At 71.3% G+C, this 13,420-nt stretch carries 11 protein-coding genes; 3 read left to right on the forward strand and 8 right to left on the reverse strand.

What is annotated here, in order from left to right; genetic code table 11:
* Positions 1 to 37 precede the first annotated feature (37 nt).
* On the reverse strand, positions 38 to 853 hold the full coding sequence (locus tag D2K64_RS03745; protein WP_120006895.1) for a DUF305 domain-containing protein: 816 nt from the start codon (positions 851 to 853) through the stop codon (positions 38 to 40).
* Between the two features lie 77 nt (positions 854 to 930).
* Here D2K64_RS03745 and D2K64_RS03750 point away from each other — a divergent pair, with 77 nt between their 5' ends.
* Positions 931 to 1,929 carry an NADP-dependent oxidoreductase gene (locus D2K64_RS03750; protein WP_120006896.1) on the forward strand — a complete coding sequence of 333 codons (999 nt, stop codon included), beginning with the start codon at positions 931 to 933 and terminating at the stop codon, positions 1,927 to 1,929.
* 46 nt (positions 1,930 to 1,975) lie between these two features.
* On the opposite strand, the gene D2K64_RS03755 is transcribed toward D2K64_RS03750, so the two are convergent.
* Both D2K64_RS03755 and guaD read right to left on the reverse strand, forming a co-directional pair.
* Positions 1,976 to 2,233 carry a GlsB/YeaQ/YmgE family stress response membrane protein gene (locus D2K64_RS03755; protein ID WP_120007281.1) on the reverse strand — a complete coding sequence of 86 codons (258 nt, stop codon included), beginning with the start codon at positions 2,231 to 2,233 and terminating at the stop codon, positions 1,976 to 1,978.
* A 197-nt stretch (positions 2,234 to 2,430) separates the two neighbouring features.
* A complete protein-coding gene (gene guaD / locus D2K64_RS03760; RefSeq protein ID WP_120006897.1) occupies positions 2,431 to 3,792 on the reverse strand; it encodes a guanine deaminase in 1,362 nt (453 codons plus the stop codon).
* Positions 3,793 to 4,023: 231 nt separating this feature from the next.
* Here guaD and D2K64_RS03765 point away from each other — a divergent pair, with 231 nt between their 5' ends.
* Complete coding sequence (locus tag D2K64_RS03765) at positions 4,024 to 6,582, forward strand: cation:proton antiporter domain-containing protein (RefSeq protein ID WP_120006898.1); 2,559 nt, start codon at positions 4,024 to 4,026, stop codon at positions 6,580 to 6,582.
* 16 nt (positions 6,583 to 6,598) lie between these two features.
* Here the strand turns inward: D2K64_RS03765 and D2K64_RS03770 are convergent, their stop codons facing one another.
* From D2K64_RS03770 to D2K64_RS03785, 4 genes are all read right to left on the reverse strand, one after another.
* Complete coding sequence (locus D2K64_RS03770) at positions 6,599 to 8,797, reverse strand: response regulator (RefSeq protein ID WP_120006899.1); 2,199 nt, start codon at positions 8,795 to 8,797, stop codon at positions 6,599 to 6,601.
* 167 nt (positions 8,798 to 8,964) lie between these two features.
* Positions 8,965 to 9,588, reverse strand: coding sequence for a class I SAM-dependent methyltransferase (locus D2K64_RS03775; RefSeq protein WP_238383998.1), 624 nt, complete (start codon positions 9,586 to 9,588; stop codon positions 8,965 to 8,967).
* Positions 9,589 to 9,615: 27 nt separating this feature from the next.
* On the reverse strand, positions 9,616 to 10,659 hold the full coding sequence (locus tag D2K64_RS03780) for a glycosyltransferase family 4 protein (RefSeq protein ID WP_120006900.1): 1,044 nt from the start codon (positions 10,657 to 10,659) through the stop codon (positions 9,616 to 9,618).
* A gap of 38 nt (positions 10,660 to 10,697) precedes the next feature.
* A complete protein-coding gene (locus D2K64_RS03785) occupies positions 10,698 to 11,522 on the reverse strand; it encodes a UDP-2,3-diacylglucosamine diphosphatase (RefSeq protein WP_120007283.1) in 825 nt (274 codons plus the stop codon).
* A 172-nt stretch (positions 11,523 to 11,694) separates the two neighbouring features.
* On the opposite strand from D2K64_RS03785, the gene D2K64_RS03790 reads away from it, so the two are divergent.
* Entirely contained in the window at positions 11,695 to 12,600 is a 906-nt protein-coding gene (locus tag D2K64_RS03790) for a diacylglycerol/lipid kinase family protein (protein WP_120006901.1), read from the forward strand.
* Between the two features lie 9 nt (positions 12,601 to 12,609).
* On the opposite strand, the gene D2K64_RS03795 is transcribed toward D2K64_RS03790, so the two are convergent.
* The gene (locus tag D2K64_RS03795) at positions 12,610 to 13,398 is read right to left on the reverse strand and encodes an inositol monophosphatase family protein (protein WP_120006902.1); all 789 of its coding nucleotides are present in this window, start codon (positions 13,396 to 13,398) and stop codon (positions 12,610 to 12,612) included.
* Positions 13,399 to 13,420: the final 22 nt, after the last annotated feature.

The following is a 13,420-nucleotide window of genomic DNA, read 5'->3' on the forward strand; positions in this document are numbered from 1 at the left end:
CCCTGGCCCGGGACGCGGCAAGGGTGCGCGGCACCGTTCAGTGATGGCCGGCATGCCCGTCGGCCGTTCCGGCCCCGCCGGAGCCATGCTGCATGTGCTGCATGCCCGGGATCTTGGCCGGGTCGACGTGAATGGCGTCGGCACCGCCGGGATACTGCGCCATGACACCGTCCATCAGGGCGATCTGCTGCGTCTGCTCGGCGATGATCTCGACGTTCAGCAGGCGAAGGAAATTGTTCCGTGCGTCGTTTCCGGCATTATAGGTTTCCGCCATGCGCACGGCCGCAGCATGGTGAATGCGCATCGATTTGGCGAAGCGCAGATCGGCTTCCGAGATGGGGGCGTTGCGGTTCAGCAGGCCAATCGGCGTGGGACCGGGGATGCCCATGAAACGCGTCTCGGGTCCCAGTCCCTCCACGCCCACCGGCCGCATCACCCAGCCGCCCAGAAGATCCCGCAAGGGCTGGTCCAACTGTTCCGCCACCTTGTCCAGCAGCGTGATCTCGAAGGCTTGGCCAGCGAGGATGTTGCGCGCGAGGTCGCGCAGCAGCGGGTTCCGCGCTTCGGGATCCTCGAGGTACTGGCGCGACAAGGTCAGCGCCCCGGCATGGTGCGGCCGCATGCCAGCGACATAGCGGCGGTCGGCGGCGATGCCGGCCTCGGCCGTGGCGCGGCTGGAGATATCCCACCACGTCACGAGGAGTGGACCATCATCGTCGCGCGCAGGATCGTAATCGCGGCCGACCCGGCCCTTGTCCTGTGCCAGCGCCGACGCGGTGGCACCCAGCAGCAGCACCGCCAGCACCAGCCAGGAACCGGCCCGGCATCGCAAGGAGGTGGTGTTGCGCATCATCGGGGTCGCTCCAAACTGGGTTGGTACCGCGAAGGGTTCGCCCTTCCCAAGCCACCTCCGCACAGGAAGTTGCACCGATGAGCAGCACCAATCTCCGCATCCTGCTGAAGGCCCGGCCGCAGGGCCGGCCCGGCCCCGAGCATTTCCAGCGCGCTGAGGAGCCCCGGCCCGCGCCGCAGCAGGGCGAGGTGCTGGTGCGCCACCGCTTCCTGTCGCTCGACCCCTATATGCGCGGACGGATGAGCGATGCGCCGTCCTACGCCGCGCCGGTGGCGCTGGGCGCGGTGATGGAAGGCGAATGCGTGGGCGAGGTGGTGGAAAGCCGGCACCCTGGCTTCACCGCCGGCGACTGGGTGCGCGGCGCGCGGGGCTGGCAGCAATGGTCGGCGGCGCATGGCTCCACCCTGGTCAAGCTGCCGCGGCAGGTTGGCGTGTCACCTTCGGCCTATCTGGGCGTGCTGGGCATGCCGGGCACCACGGCCTGGATCGGCACCACGGAGATCCTGCAGCCGCGCCCCGGCGAATGCTTCGTGGTGTCGGCGGCCTCCGGCGCGGTGGGCGGCGTCGCCGGGCAGATCGCCAAGCACATGGGCGCCCGCGTGGTGGGCATCGCGGGAGGCGCGGAGAAGTGCCGCTTCGTCACCGGGGAACTGGGCTTCGATGCCTGCGTCGATCATCGCGGGGACCTCGCGACGGCGCTGGATGAGGCCTGCCCGAGCGGCATCGATTGTTATTTCGAGAATGTGGGCGGCGCGGTGCAGGCCGCAGTGTTTCCACGCCTGCGCGAGTTCGGCCGCATCGCCTTCTGCGGCATGGTGGCAGAATACAACCAGATTCCCGCACCACCCGGCCCGAACCTGATGGCCCTGGTGCGCAAGCGTCTGCGGCTGCAGGGCTTCCTGGTGAACGACCATCCGCGCGCCTGGAAGCAGTGGGGCGAAACCGGTGCCACCCTGCTGCGCGACGGCAGGCTGCGCTTCCGTGAAGATGTGGTGCAGGGCCTGGAAAACGCGCCGGAGGCCTTTGCTGGCCTGCTAGAAGGCCGCAATTTCGGCAAGCTGGTCGTGGCGCTCTGAAGATCGGGATGCGCCGGCCCCCGCTTCCGGGGGCCGGCGCGGAGCCTCACGCCCGGGTGCTGCGGCCGGCGACCATGCGGTAGATCGCCAGCAGGATCACGGCGCCCACCACCGCGCCGATGAAGCCGGCGCCTTCGCCGGCCCGGTACCAGCCCACCGCCTGGCCCAGATAGGTGGCGATCACGGCGCCGACGATGCCCAGCAGGGTGGTGATGATGAAGCCGCCCGGATCGCGGCCCGGCATCAGGAACTTCGCGATCAGCCCTGCCAGAAAGCCGATGATGATGGTGATGATGATGGACATGCTGCTGTCTCCGCATGAGCCCGCGTCGCCGCGGGCCCGCTTCCGGTTGAGGAAGGGCCGGGGCAGCCTGCCCCAAGCCCTTTCGGTTTCCTGACCGGCCGGCGCCGCCACCGCGACCACCGCCTTGCCATTCTCGATGTTTCGGAGGGTTTCCCCATCCGGCCCCCGTGCAACGTGCCGCAATGGTGCCGGTTTCGCTACGACGGCCCGGCTTGTGCGGTTCCCGTGAGGATTCTGCTACCGGCCACATAAGTGGCGCGAACCACCCGCTCGTCGCCCAGCGTCATCAGCACGAAGAGTTTCTCCGCCAGGTCGCGGCACCGGGCGGTGCGAAAGCGCAGCAGCGGCGTGGCCTGCGGATCGAGCACCACGATGTCCGCCTCGTATCCGGGTGCCAGCCGGCCGATGCGGTTCTCCAGCGCCAGCGCCTCCGCCCCGCCCAGGGTCGCCAGGTAGAAGGCGTGCAGCGCCGATAGGCCGTCGCCGTTCAGCTGCGCCACCTTGTAGGCTTCGCCCATGGTGCGCAGCGCCGAGAAGCTGGTGCCGGCGCCAAGGTCGCTGCCCAGTCCCACTCGCACCGGCCGGTCCGCCCGTTTCGCGGCAAAGACGCGAAACAGCCCGGAGCCGAGAAACAGGTTGGAGGTCGGGCAATGCGCCAGCGCCGAGCCGGTCTGGTGGCAGCGGCACAGCGCCCCTTCCGACAGGTGGATGCCATGACCGAACAGGGCGCGCGGACCGGTCAGCCCGGCGCGATGGTAGACGTCGAGGTAGTCCGATGCCTCGGGAAACAATTCGCGCACCCAATCCACCTCGGCGGTGTTCTCGGCGATGTGGGTCTGCATGTAGCTTCCGGGATGCGCCCGCCAGAGCCGCCCCGCCGCCTGCAGCTGCGCAGGGGTGGAGGTCGGCGCGAAGCGCGGCGTCACGGCATAGAGCTGCCGGCCCCGCCCATGCCAGCGCAGCAGCAGCGCTTCCGATTCCGGGATGCCATGCCCCGGCCCGTCCAGCAGGCCGGGCGGAGCGTTGCGGTCCATCAGCACCTTGCCGGCGATCATGCGGGTGTTCAGCCTGGCAGATTCGGCAAAGAATGCTTCCACCGACGCTGCATGCACGGTGCAGAACACCGCCGCCGTGGTGGTGCCGGCGGCCAGCAGCTCGCGCAGGAACAGCCGCGCCACGCGGGCCGCATGCTCCGGATCGGCGAATTCCAGCTCGGCCGGAAAGGTGTAGCGCTCCAGCCAAGCCAGCAGCTGCTCGCCATAGGCGCCGATCATCCCGGTCTGCGGGTAGTGCACGTGGGTGTCGACGAAGCCGGGGCAGAGCAGCGCTTCCGGGTGATGCGTCACGGGCAGGCCGGCCGCCGCCTCGGGCGAATATGGCCCGATGCTGGCGATGTGGCCGTTCTCGATCACCAGCAGCGCGTCGGGCCAGTGTTCCAGCGCCTCGGCCGGGTCGGACAGAAAGGGATCGGCGCGAAAGCTGATGGCGCCGCCGCGCAGGGCGTGGCGGGGCGGGGCGGGCTCGGGGCGGGGAACAGGCAGGGTCCGGTCTTGCGGCATGGGGCGCATCATGCACCGGCCCCGCCCCCGGCCGCGAGCCTGGCCGGATCGCCCGGGGGCGGGGGCGGCCAGGCGGCGAGGCGCGGCGGAAGACCTGCCGCGGGGCTGCGCCTGCCCTGAATCTGCCTTACACCCCTTCCATACCCACGCCGAGTCCTGAAACACGTCATCCTGGCCTGGCGGATGGCGCCGCTCCCGGACGTCAAGCGGGGCGCCAGACGAGTGGAGCCGATGCTGTCGACCTTGCCGAACACCCTTCTCGCCATTGCCCTGTTGTTGATCGTGGTCAGCGCCATCCAGCCGCTGGCGCGGCGCATGATGTTGTCGTCCACCGTGCTGCTGGCGGTGGTGGGCGTGCTGCTGGGCGGCGGCGCCGCCTTTCTGTTCAACACCCCGCATCTGGCGGCGCTGGACCAGGCCGCGGGCACGCTGCTGCGCTTTCCCGTCAACGCCGAGGCGTTCCTGTATATCTTCCTGCCGCTGCTGGTGTTTCACGGTTCGCTGTCAATCGACGTGCGGCGCCTGGCGCGGGACTGGGCGCCAGTTCTGGTGATGGCCGTGGTGGCGGTGCTGGTGACCACGGCGGCGATCGGCTTCGCGCTGCAGCCGCTGGCCGGGGTGTCGCTGACCGCCTGCCTGATGCTGGGCGCCATCGTCGCGACCACCGACCCTTCCGCGGTGGTCGGCGTTTTCCGCGAGATCGGCGCCAACAGCCGCCTGACCCGGCTGGTGGAAGGCGAAAGCCTGCTGAACGACGCCGCCGCCATCTCCATCTTCACCATCTTCCTGGGCCAGCTCACCGGCCAGCACAGCCTGGCGCCGGCCGAGGTGGTGCTGAGCTTCCTCACCTCCTTCATCGGCGGCCTGGCGGTGGGCTTCCTGATGGCCCGCGCCATGCTGTTCGCGGTGCCGCTGATGGGCGGCAACCGCACCGCCGAGGTGTCGCTGACCCTGGCCCTGCCCTACATCGCCTACATCGTCTGCGACCATACGCTGCACTTCTCCGGCGTGGTGGCCGCCGCCGCCGCCGGGCTGACGGTGAGCGCCGTCGGCCCTTCCACCTTCCGCCCGCGTTCCTGGCAGTTCCTGCAGGACATCTGGGACCAGCTGTCCTTCTGGGCGTCCTCGATGGTGTTCATCCTGGCCTCGATGCTGGTGCCCCGTCTGCTGCTCGGCATGCAGCAGCGCGACCTGCTGCTGATCGGCGTGGTGATCGTGGCGGCCATGGCGGCGCGCGCCGCCGTGCTGTTCGGCGTGATGCCGCTGCTGCGCCATGCCAAGCTGTCGCAGCGCGTGCCGATCCCGTTCAAGGTGACCATGCTGTGGGGCGGGCTGCGCGGCGCCATCACCCTGGCGCTGGCCCTTTCGGTGACCGAGAACCCGCTGGTGCCGCAGCGCGTCCAGCAATTCGTCGCCATCCTGGCCACCGGCTACGTGCTCTCCACCCTGCTGGTGAACGGCACCACGCTGCGCTTCCTGGTGCATGCGCTGAAGCTCGACCGGCTGTCCGCCTCCGATCAGGCGCTGCGCAACCAGGTGGTGGCGATCGGCCTCGGCGAGGTGCGCGACAAGCTGCGCCGCACCGCCGGCGAGCTGGCCTTCTCCGCCCCCGCCACCGCGCATGTGGTGGAAATGTACGACCGGCGGGTCAAGGTGGAAACGGCGGCCAACACCTTCGATACCGCCATCGGCGACCGCGACCGCGTCACCCTCGGCCTGATCACCTTCGCGTCGCAGGAGCGCTCGCTGCTGCTGGAGATGTTCCAGGAGCAGGGGCTGTCCCGCCGGGTCATGGAAACCCTGCTGTGGACCGCCGAGAGCATGATCGACGGGGCGCGCAGCGAAGGCCGGCTCGGCTACATCCAGGCGGCGCGGCGGCGGCTGCAGCCGAATCTGCGCTTCCGCCTGGCCCAGGGGCTGCACCGGCAGTTCCGCATCGATACCCCGCTGATGCACTGCATGGCGGAGCGCTTCGAGATGCTGCTGCTGTCGCACCTCGTTTCCGCCTCCATGACGCGCTTCATCCGCCGCCGCATGGAGCCGGTGCTGGGCCATCGCGTGACCGAGGTGGTGGGCGACATCGTCGGCCGGCGCGAGGAGCTGCTGCAGGACGCCATGGAAACCCTGCGGCTGCAATATCCCGGCTACGCCGAGGCGCTGGAGACGCGCATCCTGCGGCAGATCGGGCTGCGGATGGAGGCCGAGGAATACGCCACGCTGAAGCGCGAATCTCTGGTGGGCGAGGAACTGCATGACGAGTTGATGCGCGGCCTCGATGCGCTGCGCGCCCAGGTGGCGCGGCCCCTGCAGTTCAACATCCAGTCCGGCCTCGACAAGCGGATCGAGGAGTTCCCGATCTTCGCCGCCCTGCAGGACGCGCTGCTGCACGACCTGGCCATGAGCGTCACCATCCGCTTCGCCGTGCCGGGCGAGTGGATCTTCCGCCGCCGCCAGCGGGCCCGCTCGGTGTTCTTCATCAGCCGCGGCGAGGTGCTGCTGCAGGGCGATGGCACCGAATTCCCGCTGACCCATGGCGAGTTCTTCGGCGAGGGGGAGCTGCTGGACAAGCGCACCCGCCGGCGGACCCGCGCCCGCGCCACCAGCTTCTGCCACCTGCTGGAGCTGGACGCCGCCGCCTTCCACCGCCTGCTGGCGGAGGCGCCGGACCTAGCCGGCCGGGTCGAGCGGGTGGTGGAAGCGCGCCGGCCAGCGGCGGTGCCGGAACCGCCGGCCGTGCCGGGCCCGGTGCTCGGGTTGGACGGGTTGAGCGAGGCGCGCCTGCCGGGCTGAGGCGCGGCGGACCCGTTCAGGGCGCGGCGGGCTGCGGCCCCGGAGCCGGCTCGCGCAGCAGCGCCGCGAGGCGCTCGGCCAGTTCTTCCGGATCCACCGGCTTGTGCAGCAGGATCAGCGGCCCGGCCTCTGCCGCCTCGCCCAGCGCATGGTCGGCGGCATCGCCGGCATAGCCGGTGATCAGCAGGGCCGGAAGGTTGGGCCGGCGCTGACGTGCGGCGCGCAGCACCGCCAGCCCGTCCATGCCGGGCATTGCCAGATCACTGACCAGCGCATCGCAGGTGGCGGTGCTTTCGAGATGCACCACGGCGGCCGGGCCGTCCGCCGCCTCGAACACTGTGTAGCCCTGCTCGCGCAGCACCAGGCTCAGCACCTCGCGCACCTGCGCCTCGTCATCCACCAGCAGGATATGGCCGGACGCATGGGCGGCCTCAGTTATGCCGGCCGTCTCCCGGACATCCCGCGCCGGGGCGACCGGCAGCCACAGCAGCACGGTCGTGCCCCTGCCCAACTGGCTGCGGATCGCCAGCGCGCCGCCCGATTGCTCGGCGAAGCCCTTGGCCATGGCGAGGCCGAGGCCAGTGCCCTTGCCCTTCGGCTTGGTGGTGAAGAACGGCTCCATCGCCTGGGCCAGCGTCGCCGGGTCCATGCCACTGCCGGTATCCTCCACCGCCACCGACAGGTAGCGGCCGGGCTCGAGCGCGGCCGAGGCATCCACCGCGTCCTCCGGCCCGACCTCGCGCAGGCGGAAGCACAGGCGGCGCTCGGAGCTGGCCTGCATGGCGTCCCGCGCGTTGATCGCCAGGTTGATCAGCACGGTTTCCAACTGCGCCCCGTCCACCATGGCCGGCGGCACGCCGGGGGCGAGGTCCAGCTCGATATTCACCTCGCGCCCCAGCGTGTGGGTGAGCACCTCCTGCAGCCCCTGCAGCATCTGGTCGAGCCGCACCGGCACGGCGCGCAGTTCGACGCGGCGAGCAAAGGTCAGCAGCCGCCGCGTCACCGCGGCGCCGCGCTCCGCCGCTTCCTGCATCATGCGCGACAACTTGCGCACCGCCGCCTCGTCGGCCGGCCGCTTGCCCATTAGCTTGGCGCCGCCCAGAACGGCCTGCAGCACGTTGTTGAAATCATGCGCGACGCCGCCGGCGAGCCGGCCCAGCGCTTCCATGCGTTGCGACTGCACCAGCCGCTGCTGGGTCGCTTCCCGTTCCCGGCGCGCCTGCTCCAGGTCGTGCAGGGTGCGCCGGCGGTCGAGCCACAACAGCGACAGGGCCAGCGCCGCCAGCAGCAGCACGGAGAAGGCCAGTGCGGTCGCCCGCAGCGCTGGCCGGACGAAATCGGTGCCGGCGATCTCGTTCTCGGCGTCCAGCGACACCAGAACGGCCAGCGGCACGTCCTCGACGATGCGGAACGCCGTGAGCTTCTCGCGCCCGTCAGCGGGCGAGCGCAGGCTCAGCGCGCCGTCATGGCCGCTGTTGAGCACCTGCATCAGCGGATCGGAGGGCGGCAGCACGTCGCCCGGATCCTGCGGCGCTTCCTGGCCGCGCGCCAGCACGGTGCCGTCCCGGCGCAGCACCAGCGCGGCGTTGCGGCCACCCAGGCTGAGCGTGGTGAGGTCCTGCGACAGCCGCTCGGGATCCACCGATACCACCAGCACGCCGGCCTGCTGCCCATCCTTGCCGAGCAGCGGCCGGGTGAATTGCAGGCTCTGCTGCCCGGAGATCCGGCCCAGCACGGGGGCGCTGACATGAAGGCCCGGCGCTTCGCCCGATTGGTGTGCCAGGAAATGCGGCCGGTCGCCCAGATACACCGGCCGCCAGCCCGGCGCGGAGGACCAGGCGAGCCAACCGTCATTGTTGATCACCGCGACCTGCAGCACGCCGAAGCGGCGGCAGGCCGGCACCGAGGTCAACTGCGCCTCCACCAGCGACACCGATTCCTGCGTGCCGCTCTGTTGCAGCAGGTGCCGCGTCTGCGCCAGGTCACCGAGGCCGCGGATCCCCTCCAGCATGCGCAGGAGGTTCTGCTCGATCGCCTCGGCCGCGACCTGCGCGCGGGCCAGCGCGGCGAGCTTGGCATTGGCCTCGACGCGGCTGGCGCTGCGCTCGGCCACGGTCCAGGCCGTGGTTGAACAGGCCAGCCAGCCAACCAGCGCCAGGATCCAGATCGCCGGCCCCTTTGGAGCTAGCAGGCCGCCTGTCTTGTAGATCGGCATCCGCAGCGGGCAGGCTCCTGTGCGGGCGCGGCCGGGTGGCGGCAGCGCGGGGAAAGGATCGCTGTGCTGCCGGACCAGAACGGCACCACGTGCCACCGCCCCCCAGGATCACTCCGGGTCGGCGGCTCGACCCTTCCAGATGCTACGGAAGCCCGGCTTTATCAATGTCAAAGACTCGTGGGCACATAACGCCACACGCTGGCGGGCGGCAGGTTCAGCGGCGTCCAGGCTTCCCGCCGCGCGGCCAAGCCGAGCCGGCGCCAGGGCAGTGGCGAGGTGACGCAGTAGCTGTACAGCAGGAAACCCTGCCCCGGCGCCACCGCCTCCACCGCCGCGACGAAGCGGCGCTGGCGTTCCAGGGGCAGCAGCACCAGCGGGATGCCGCAGATCGCAGTGCCGACGCGGCCATGCAGCGCGGCCGGCAGGATCTCCGGCAGGGCGAAGGCGTCGCCGCTTAGCACGGTCACGCCCGGCAGGGTGCGCCGCAGATGGGCGGCCATGCCCTCCTCGATCTCCACCACCACCAGCTGGCGCGGCGCCAGGCCGTGCTCCAGCAGGGCGCGGGAGATGACGCCGGTGCCGGCGCCGAGTTCCACCACCACCTCGTCCGGTGCACAGCGGGTCAGCCGCGCGATGCGGCGGCACAGGGCGGGGGATGACGGGGTGATGCTGCCCATGCGCAGCGGGTTGCGCGCCCATTCGCGCAGAAAGGTGCCGCGCGCGGGCTGGCCGGCGGGGCGAGGCGGGGATGCGAGGCGGTCGGGGCGAGATTCGGCGAAAGGCTCGGACAAGCGGCGTCCTCCTGCAGCGCCCGCTGCTCAGTGGCGGGCCGGCGTCATGGTGTCGCGGAACCGGGCGGCGCAGGCTTCCCAGGACCAGCGCTCCGCGTGGCGGCGGCAGGCGACGCGGTCGGCGGTCAGCGCCGCGAGGCAGGCGGCGCGCAGATCCTCGTCCAGCGCGCCGACCTTTTCCGGTGCGGGCCCGATCACGTCGAGCGGCCCGGTCACCGGAAACGCCGCGACGGGCGTGCCGGAGGCCAGCGCTTCCAGCAGCACCAGCCCGAAGGTATCGGTGCGCGAGGGAAACACGAACACATCCGCCCCGGCATAGGCGGCGGCGAGATGGCCGTTGTCCAGACGTCCGGTGAAATGCGCCTGGGGAAAGCGGGCCTGCAGGGCGGCGCGCTGCGGCCCGTCGCCCACCACCGCCTTGCTGCCCGGCAGGTCGAGCGACAGAAAGGCGGCGATGTTCTTTTCCACCGCGATGCGGCCGGCATACAGGAACACCGGCTGCGGCAGGTGCGCCCAGGGATTGCCGGGCTGCCCCGGCGCCGTCACCGGGCTGAAGCGGCGCGTGTCGACGCCGCGCGACCAGGGGGTCAGGTTGGTGAAGCGGCGCCCCCGCATCTCGGCCGCCAGCGACGGCGTCGCCACCAGCGTGGCGGCGGAGGCGGCGTGGAAGCGGCGCATCACCGCCCAGCTCCAGCCCACCGGCACGCGGGTGCGGGCATGCAGGTATTCGGGAAAGCGGGTGTGGAAGGAGGTGGTGAAATGCCAGCCGCGCCGGCGGCAGATGGCGCGCGCCGCCCAGCCCAGCGGACCCTCGGTGGCGATGTGGACGGCATCGGGCGCGAACTCGTCCACCAGCTGCGCCAGCCGCCGGCGGGGGGCGAGGGCCAGGCGGATCTCGGCATAGCCCGGCGTCGGCATCGAGCGGAAGCGGTCCGGTCCGATCACCTCCACCGTGTCGCCGCCGGCGCGCAGCAGCTCCACCACGGTGGACAGCGTGCGCACCACGCCGTTGACCTGCGGGAACCAGGCATCGGTGATCACCAGCAGCCGTGCCGGCAGGCCGGCGATCACCGGCGGGGCTCCGAAATGCGGAAAAGCATCGGCGGCGATCAGGCGGGCAATGCCAGGCGGGAGGGCGGCAGCGGCGCCGCCGGCCAGGGCGAGAGGCGGTTCTCGGCCGCCCAGTCGATCAGCTCGAACCGGCCATCCGCGTGCTCCACCAGCGCGGTGCAGGATTCCACCCAGTCGCCATCATTCATGTAGAGCACGCCGCCGATGTCGCGCATCTCGGCATGGTGGATGTGGCCGCAGATCACGCCATCGAAGCCGCCGCGCCGCGCTTCCAGGGCCAGGGCGGATTCGAAGCGGTCGATCGCCTTCACCGCCCCCTTCACCTGCCGCTTCAGCCATTGCGAGAGCGACCAGTAGGGATAGCCGAACTTGCGGCGCACGAGGTTGAAGTAGCGGTTCAGCGCCAGCGCCAGGTTGTAGGCGCCGTCGCCCAGCAGGGCGAGGAACTTGGCATAGCGCACCACGCTGTCGAACTCGTCGCCGTGGATCACCAGGAAGCGGCGGCCATCGGCGGCGGTGTGCTCGGCGTTCAGCGCCAGCTTCACCCCCGCCATCTCCAGCCCCAGCCAGTTGCGGAAGATCTCGTCGTGATTGCCGGGGATGTAGGTGACGGCGGTGCCGGAACGCGCTTGGCGCAGGATCAGCCGGATCACCTCGTCATGGTGGGCGTCCCAGTACCAGGTCTTGCGCAGCCGCCAGCCATCGACGAAGTCACCGACGAGGTACATCTGCTCGCATTCGGTGCGGCGCAGGAAATCTGCCAGGAAATCCGCACGGCTGCCGCGCGTGCCGAGATGCGCATCGGAGATGAAGATGCTGCGGTAGCGGCGCTTCGCGATGGGGGCAGTCCTGCTCTGGTGCATGGTCATCCAGCTGCTGCGGTATGGCCTGCATAGGCTCAACGGGCGCGGGATGGCGTGACGTTTTCCTGACAGGCAGCGGGTTTTCATGAAGTTTCGGCGACGCCGCGTTTGACGCGCGACGCCGCCCGCACCGCGCACCACATTGCGCGGCAAGCCGCATGAAGCCCCAGGAATGACGACGCTGCACTCCATCGCGCCGCTGATCGTGTTCAATCCCGCCGCGGGCAGCCGCCGCCGCCAGAAGCTGCGCCGCGCCCTGCGCCTGTTGCCGCATGCCGAATTGGCGGAAACCGCCGCGCCCGGCGATGCCGAGCGCATCGCGCGGGAGGCCGCGCGTTCCGGCCGGCCCTGCGTGGTGGCGGCCGGCGGCGACGGCACCATCGCCGAGGTGGCGGCGGGGCTGGCCGGCAGCGACACGGCGCTGGGCATCCTGCCGCTCGGCACCGCCAATGTGCTGGCGCAGGAGCTCGGCCTGCCGATGCTGCCGGAAGCCGCCGCCGCCTGCCTGACCGGCGGACGGGAAGCGCTGCTGTGGCCGGGCATCGCCCGCTTCGCCGATGGCCGGCAGCGCCTGTTCGTGCAGATGGTGGGCGCCGGCTTCGATGCCGCCGTGGTTCACAACCTTGATCTGCGGCTGAAGAAGGTGCTTGGGCGCGGCGCCTATGTCTGGCATTCGCTGCGCGAGCTGCCGCGCTACCGCTTCGCGCCGATCGCAGCCTCGCTGGACGGCGCGGCGGCCGTGCCAGCTTCGGCGCTGGTGATCAGCAAGGGGCGGTTCTACGCCGGGCGCTACATCCTGGCGCCGGGCGCGAGCCCGGCGCAGCCCGGCTTCCACGTGGCGATGATCCAGGGCGGCGCGGCGCGGGCCATGCTGGCCGGTGCCCTGCTGCCCTTCGGCCTGCTGCCGCGGCTGCCCGGGCTGACGCTGCACCGCGCTGCGCATGTGGCGCTCACCGGGCCGGAGGTGCCGGTGCAGGCCGATGGCGATCCGGCTGGCACCCTGCCCCTGACGGTGGAGGATGCCGCCGGGCCGCTGCGCGTCCGGCTGGCCCGCGAGCCGCTCTGGGCGCCGGGCTGAGGCGGGCGATCAGCCGGCCAGTTCCATGCCGGTCAGCGCCGCCAGCGCCTCCGCCACGCCCGGGGCGGCAGCCAGGATCGGCGCCCCCTGCCCGGCCGTGTTCTGCCGGAGAAAGGGGCTGGTGCGGGCGCCGGCTTCCGACAGCACCGCCAGCGCGGCGGCCACGTCCCACAGGTTGATGTGCCGCTCCACATAGGCGTCCAGCGCGCCGCAGGCGACATCGGCCAGGCCCAGCGTGCCGGAGCCGCCGGAGCGCAGCATCGCCCCCTGCCCCATCACCGCCTGGCACAGCGCGTGGTAGGCCTCGTTCGCCACGCGCGGCGACCAGCCGCATTCCACGATGCTGCGCCCCAGCGCATCCGTGGCGGCGGCGCGGATCGGCCGGCCGTTCAGCGTCGCGCCGCGCCCCTCGGCGGCCAGGAAGCACTGGCCCAGCTCCGGCGCGACGATGGCGCCCAGCACCGCGCGATCCCCCGCCACCAGCCCGACGGACACGCACCAGCGCTGCCCGCCATGTGCGAAGTTGGAGGTGCCGTCGATCGGGTCCACCACCCAGCGCAGCGCGCCGTCGCGGTGCAGCCCGGCTTCCTCCCCCTGGAAGCCATCCTCCGGAAAGCGCTCGCGCAGGGCGTCGGAGAGGAACCGCTCCACCGCGCCATCGGCCTCGGTCAGCCAGTCCTGCGCGCCCTTCAGGGTGATCGCCGCGCTGCCGGGCGCCGGGCGCAGCCGCAGCGCCAGCCCGGCCGCTTCCCGCGCCAGGGTTTCCGCCTGCCGCAGGCGTTCGCTCAGATCGGTCATGGTGCAAGATCCTTCCGCCGCC

It is taken from the genome of Teichococcus vastitatis (assembly GCF_003604215.1).
Classification (GTDB): domain Bacteria; phylum Pseudomonadota; class Alphaproteobacteria; order Acetobacterales; family Acetobacteraceae; genus Pseudoroseomonas; species Pseudoroseomonas vastitatis.

Excerpts from the sequence above, each read along its gene's own strand:
- D2K64_RS03745 (WP_120006895.1), bottom strand. The coding sequence starts at position 853 with ATGATGCGCAACACCACCTCCTTGCGATGCCGGGCCGGTTCCTGGCTG.
- D2K64_RS03750 (WP_120006896.1), top strand. The coding sequence starts at position 931 with ATGAGCAGCACCAATCTCCGCATCCTGCTGAAGGCCCGGCCGCAGGGC.
- D2K64_RS03755 (WP_120007281.1), bottom strand. The coding sequence starts at position 2,233 with ATGTCCATCATCATCACCATCATCATCGGCTTTCTGGCAGGGCTGATC.
- guaD (WP_120006897.1), bottom strand. The coding sequence starts at position 3,792 with ATGCCGCAAGACCGGACCCTGCCTGTTCCCCGCCCCGAGCCCGCCCCG.
- D2K64_RS03765 (WP_120006898.1), top strand. The coding sequence starts at position 4,024 with ATGCTGTCGACCTTGCCGAACACCCTTCTCGCCATTGCCCTGTTGTTG.
- D2K64_RS03770 (WP_120006899.1), bottom strand. The coding sequence starts at position 8,797 with ATGCCGATCTACAAGACAGGCGGCCTGCTAGCTCCAAAGGGGCCGGCG.
- D2K64_RS03785 (WP_120007283.1), bottom strand. The coding sequence starts at position 11,522 with ATGCACCAGAGCAGGACTGCCCCCATCGCGAAGCGCCGCTACCGCAGC.
- D2K64_RS03790 (WP_120006901.1), top strand. The coding sequence starts at position 11,695 with ATGACGACGCTGCACTCCATCGCGCCGCTGATCGTGTTCAATCCCGCC.
- D2K64_RS03795 (WP_120006902.1), bottom strand. The coding sequence starts at position 13,398 with ATGACCGATCTGAGCGAACGCCTGCGGCAGGCGGAAACCCTGGCGCGG.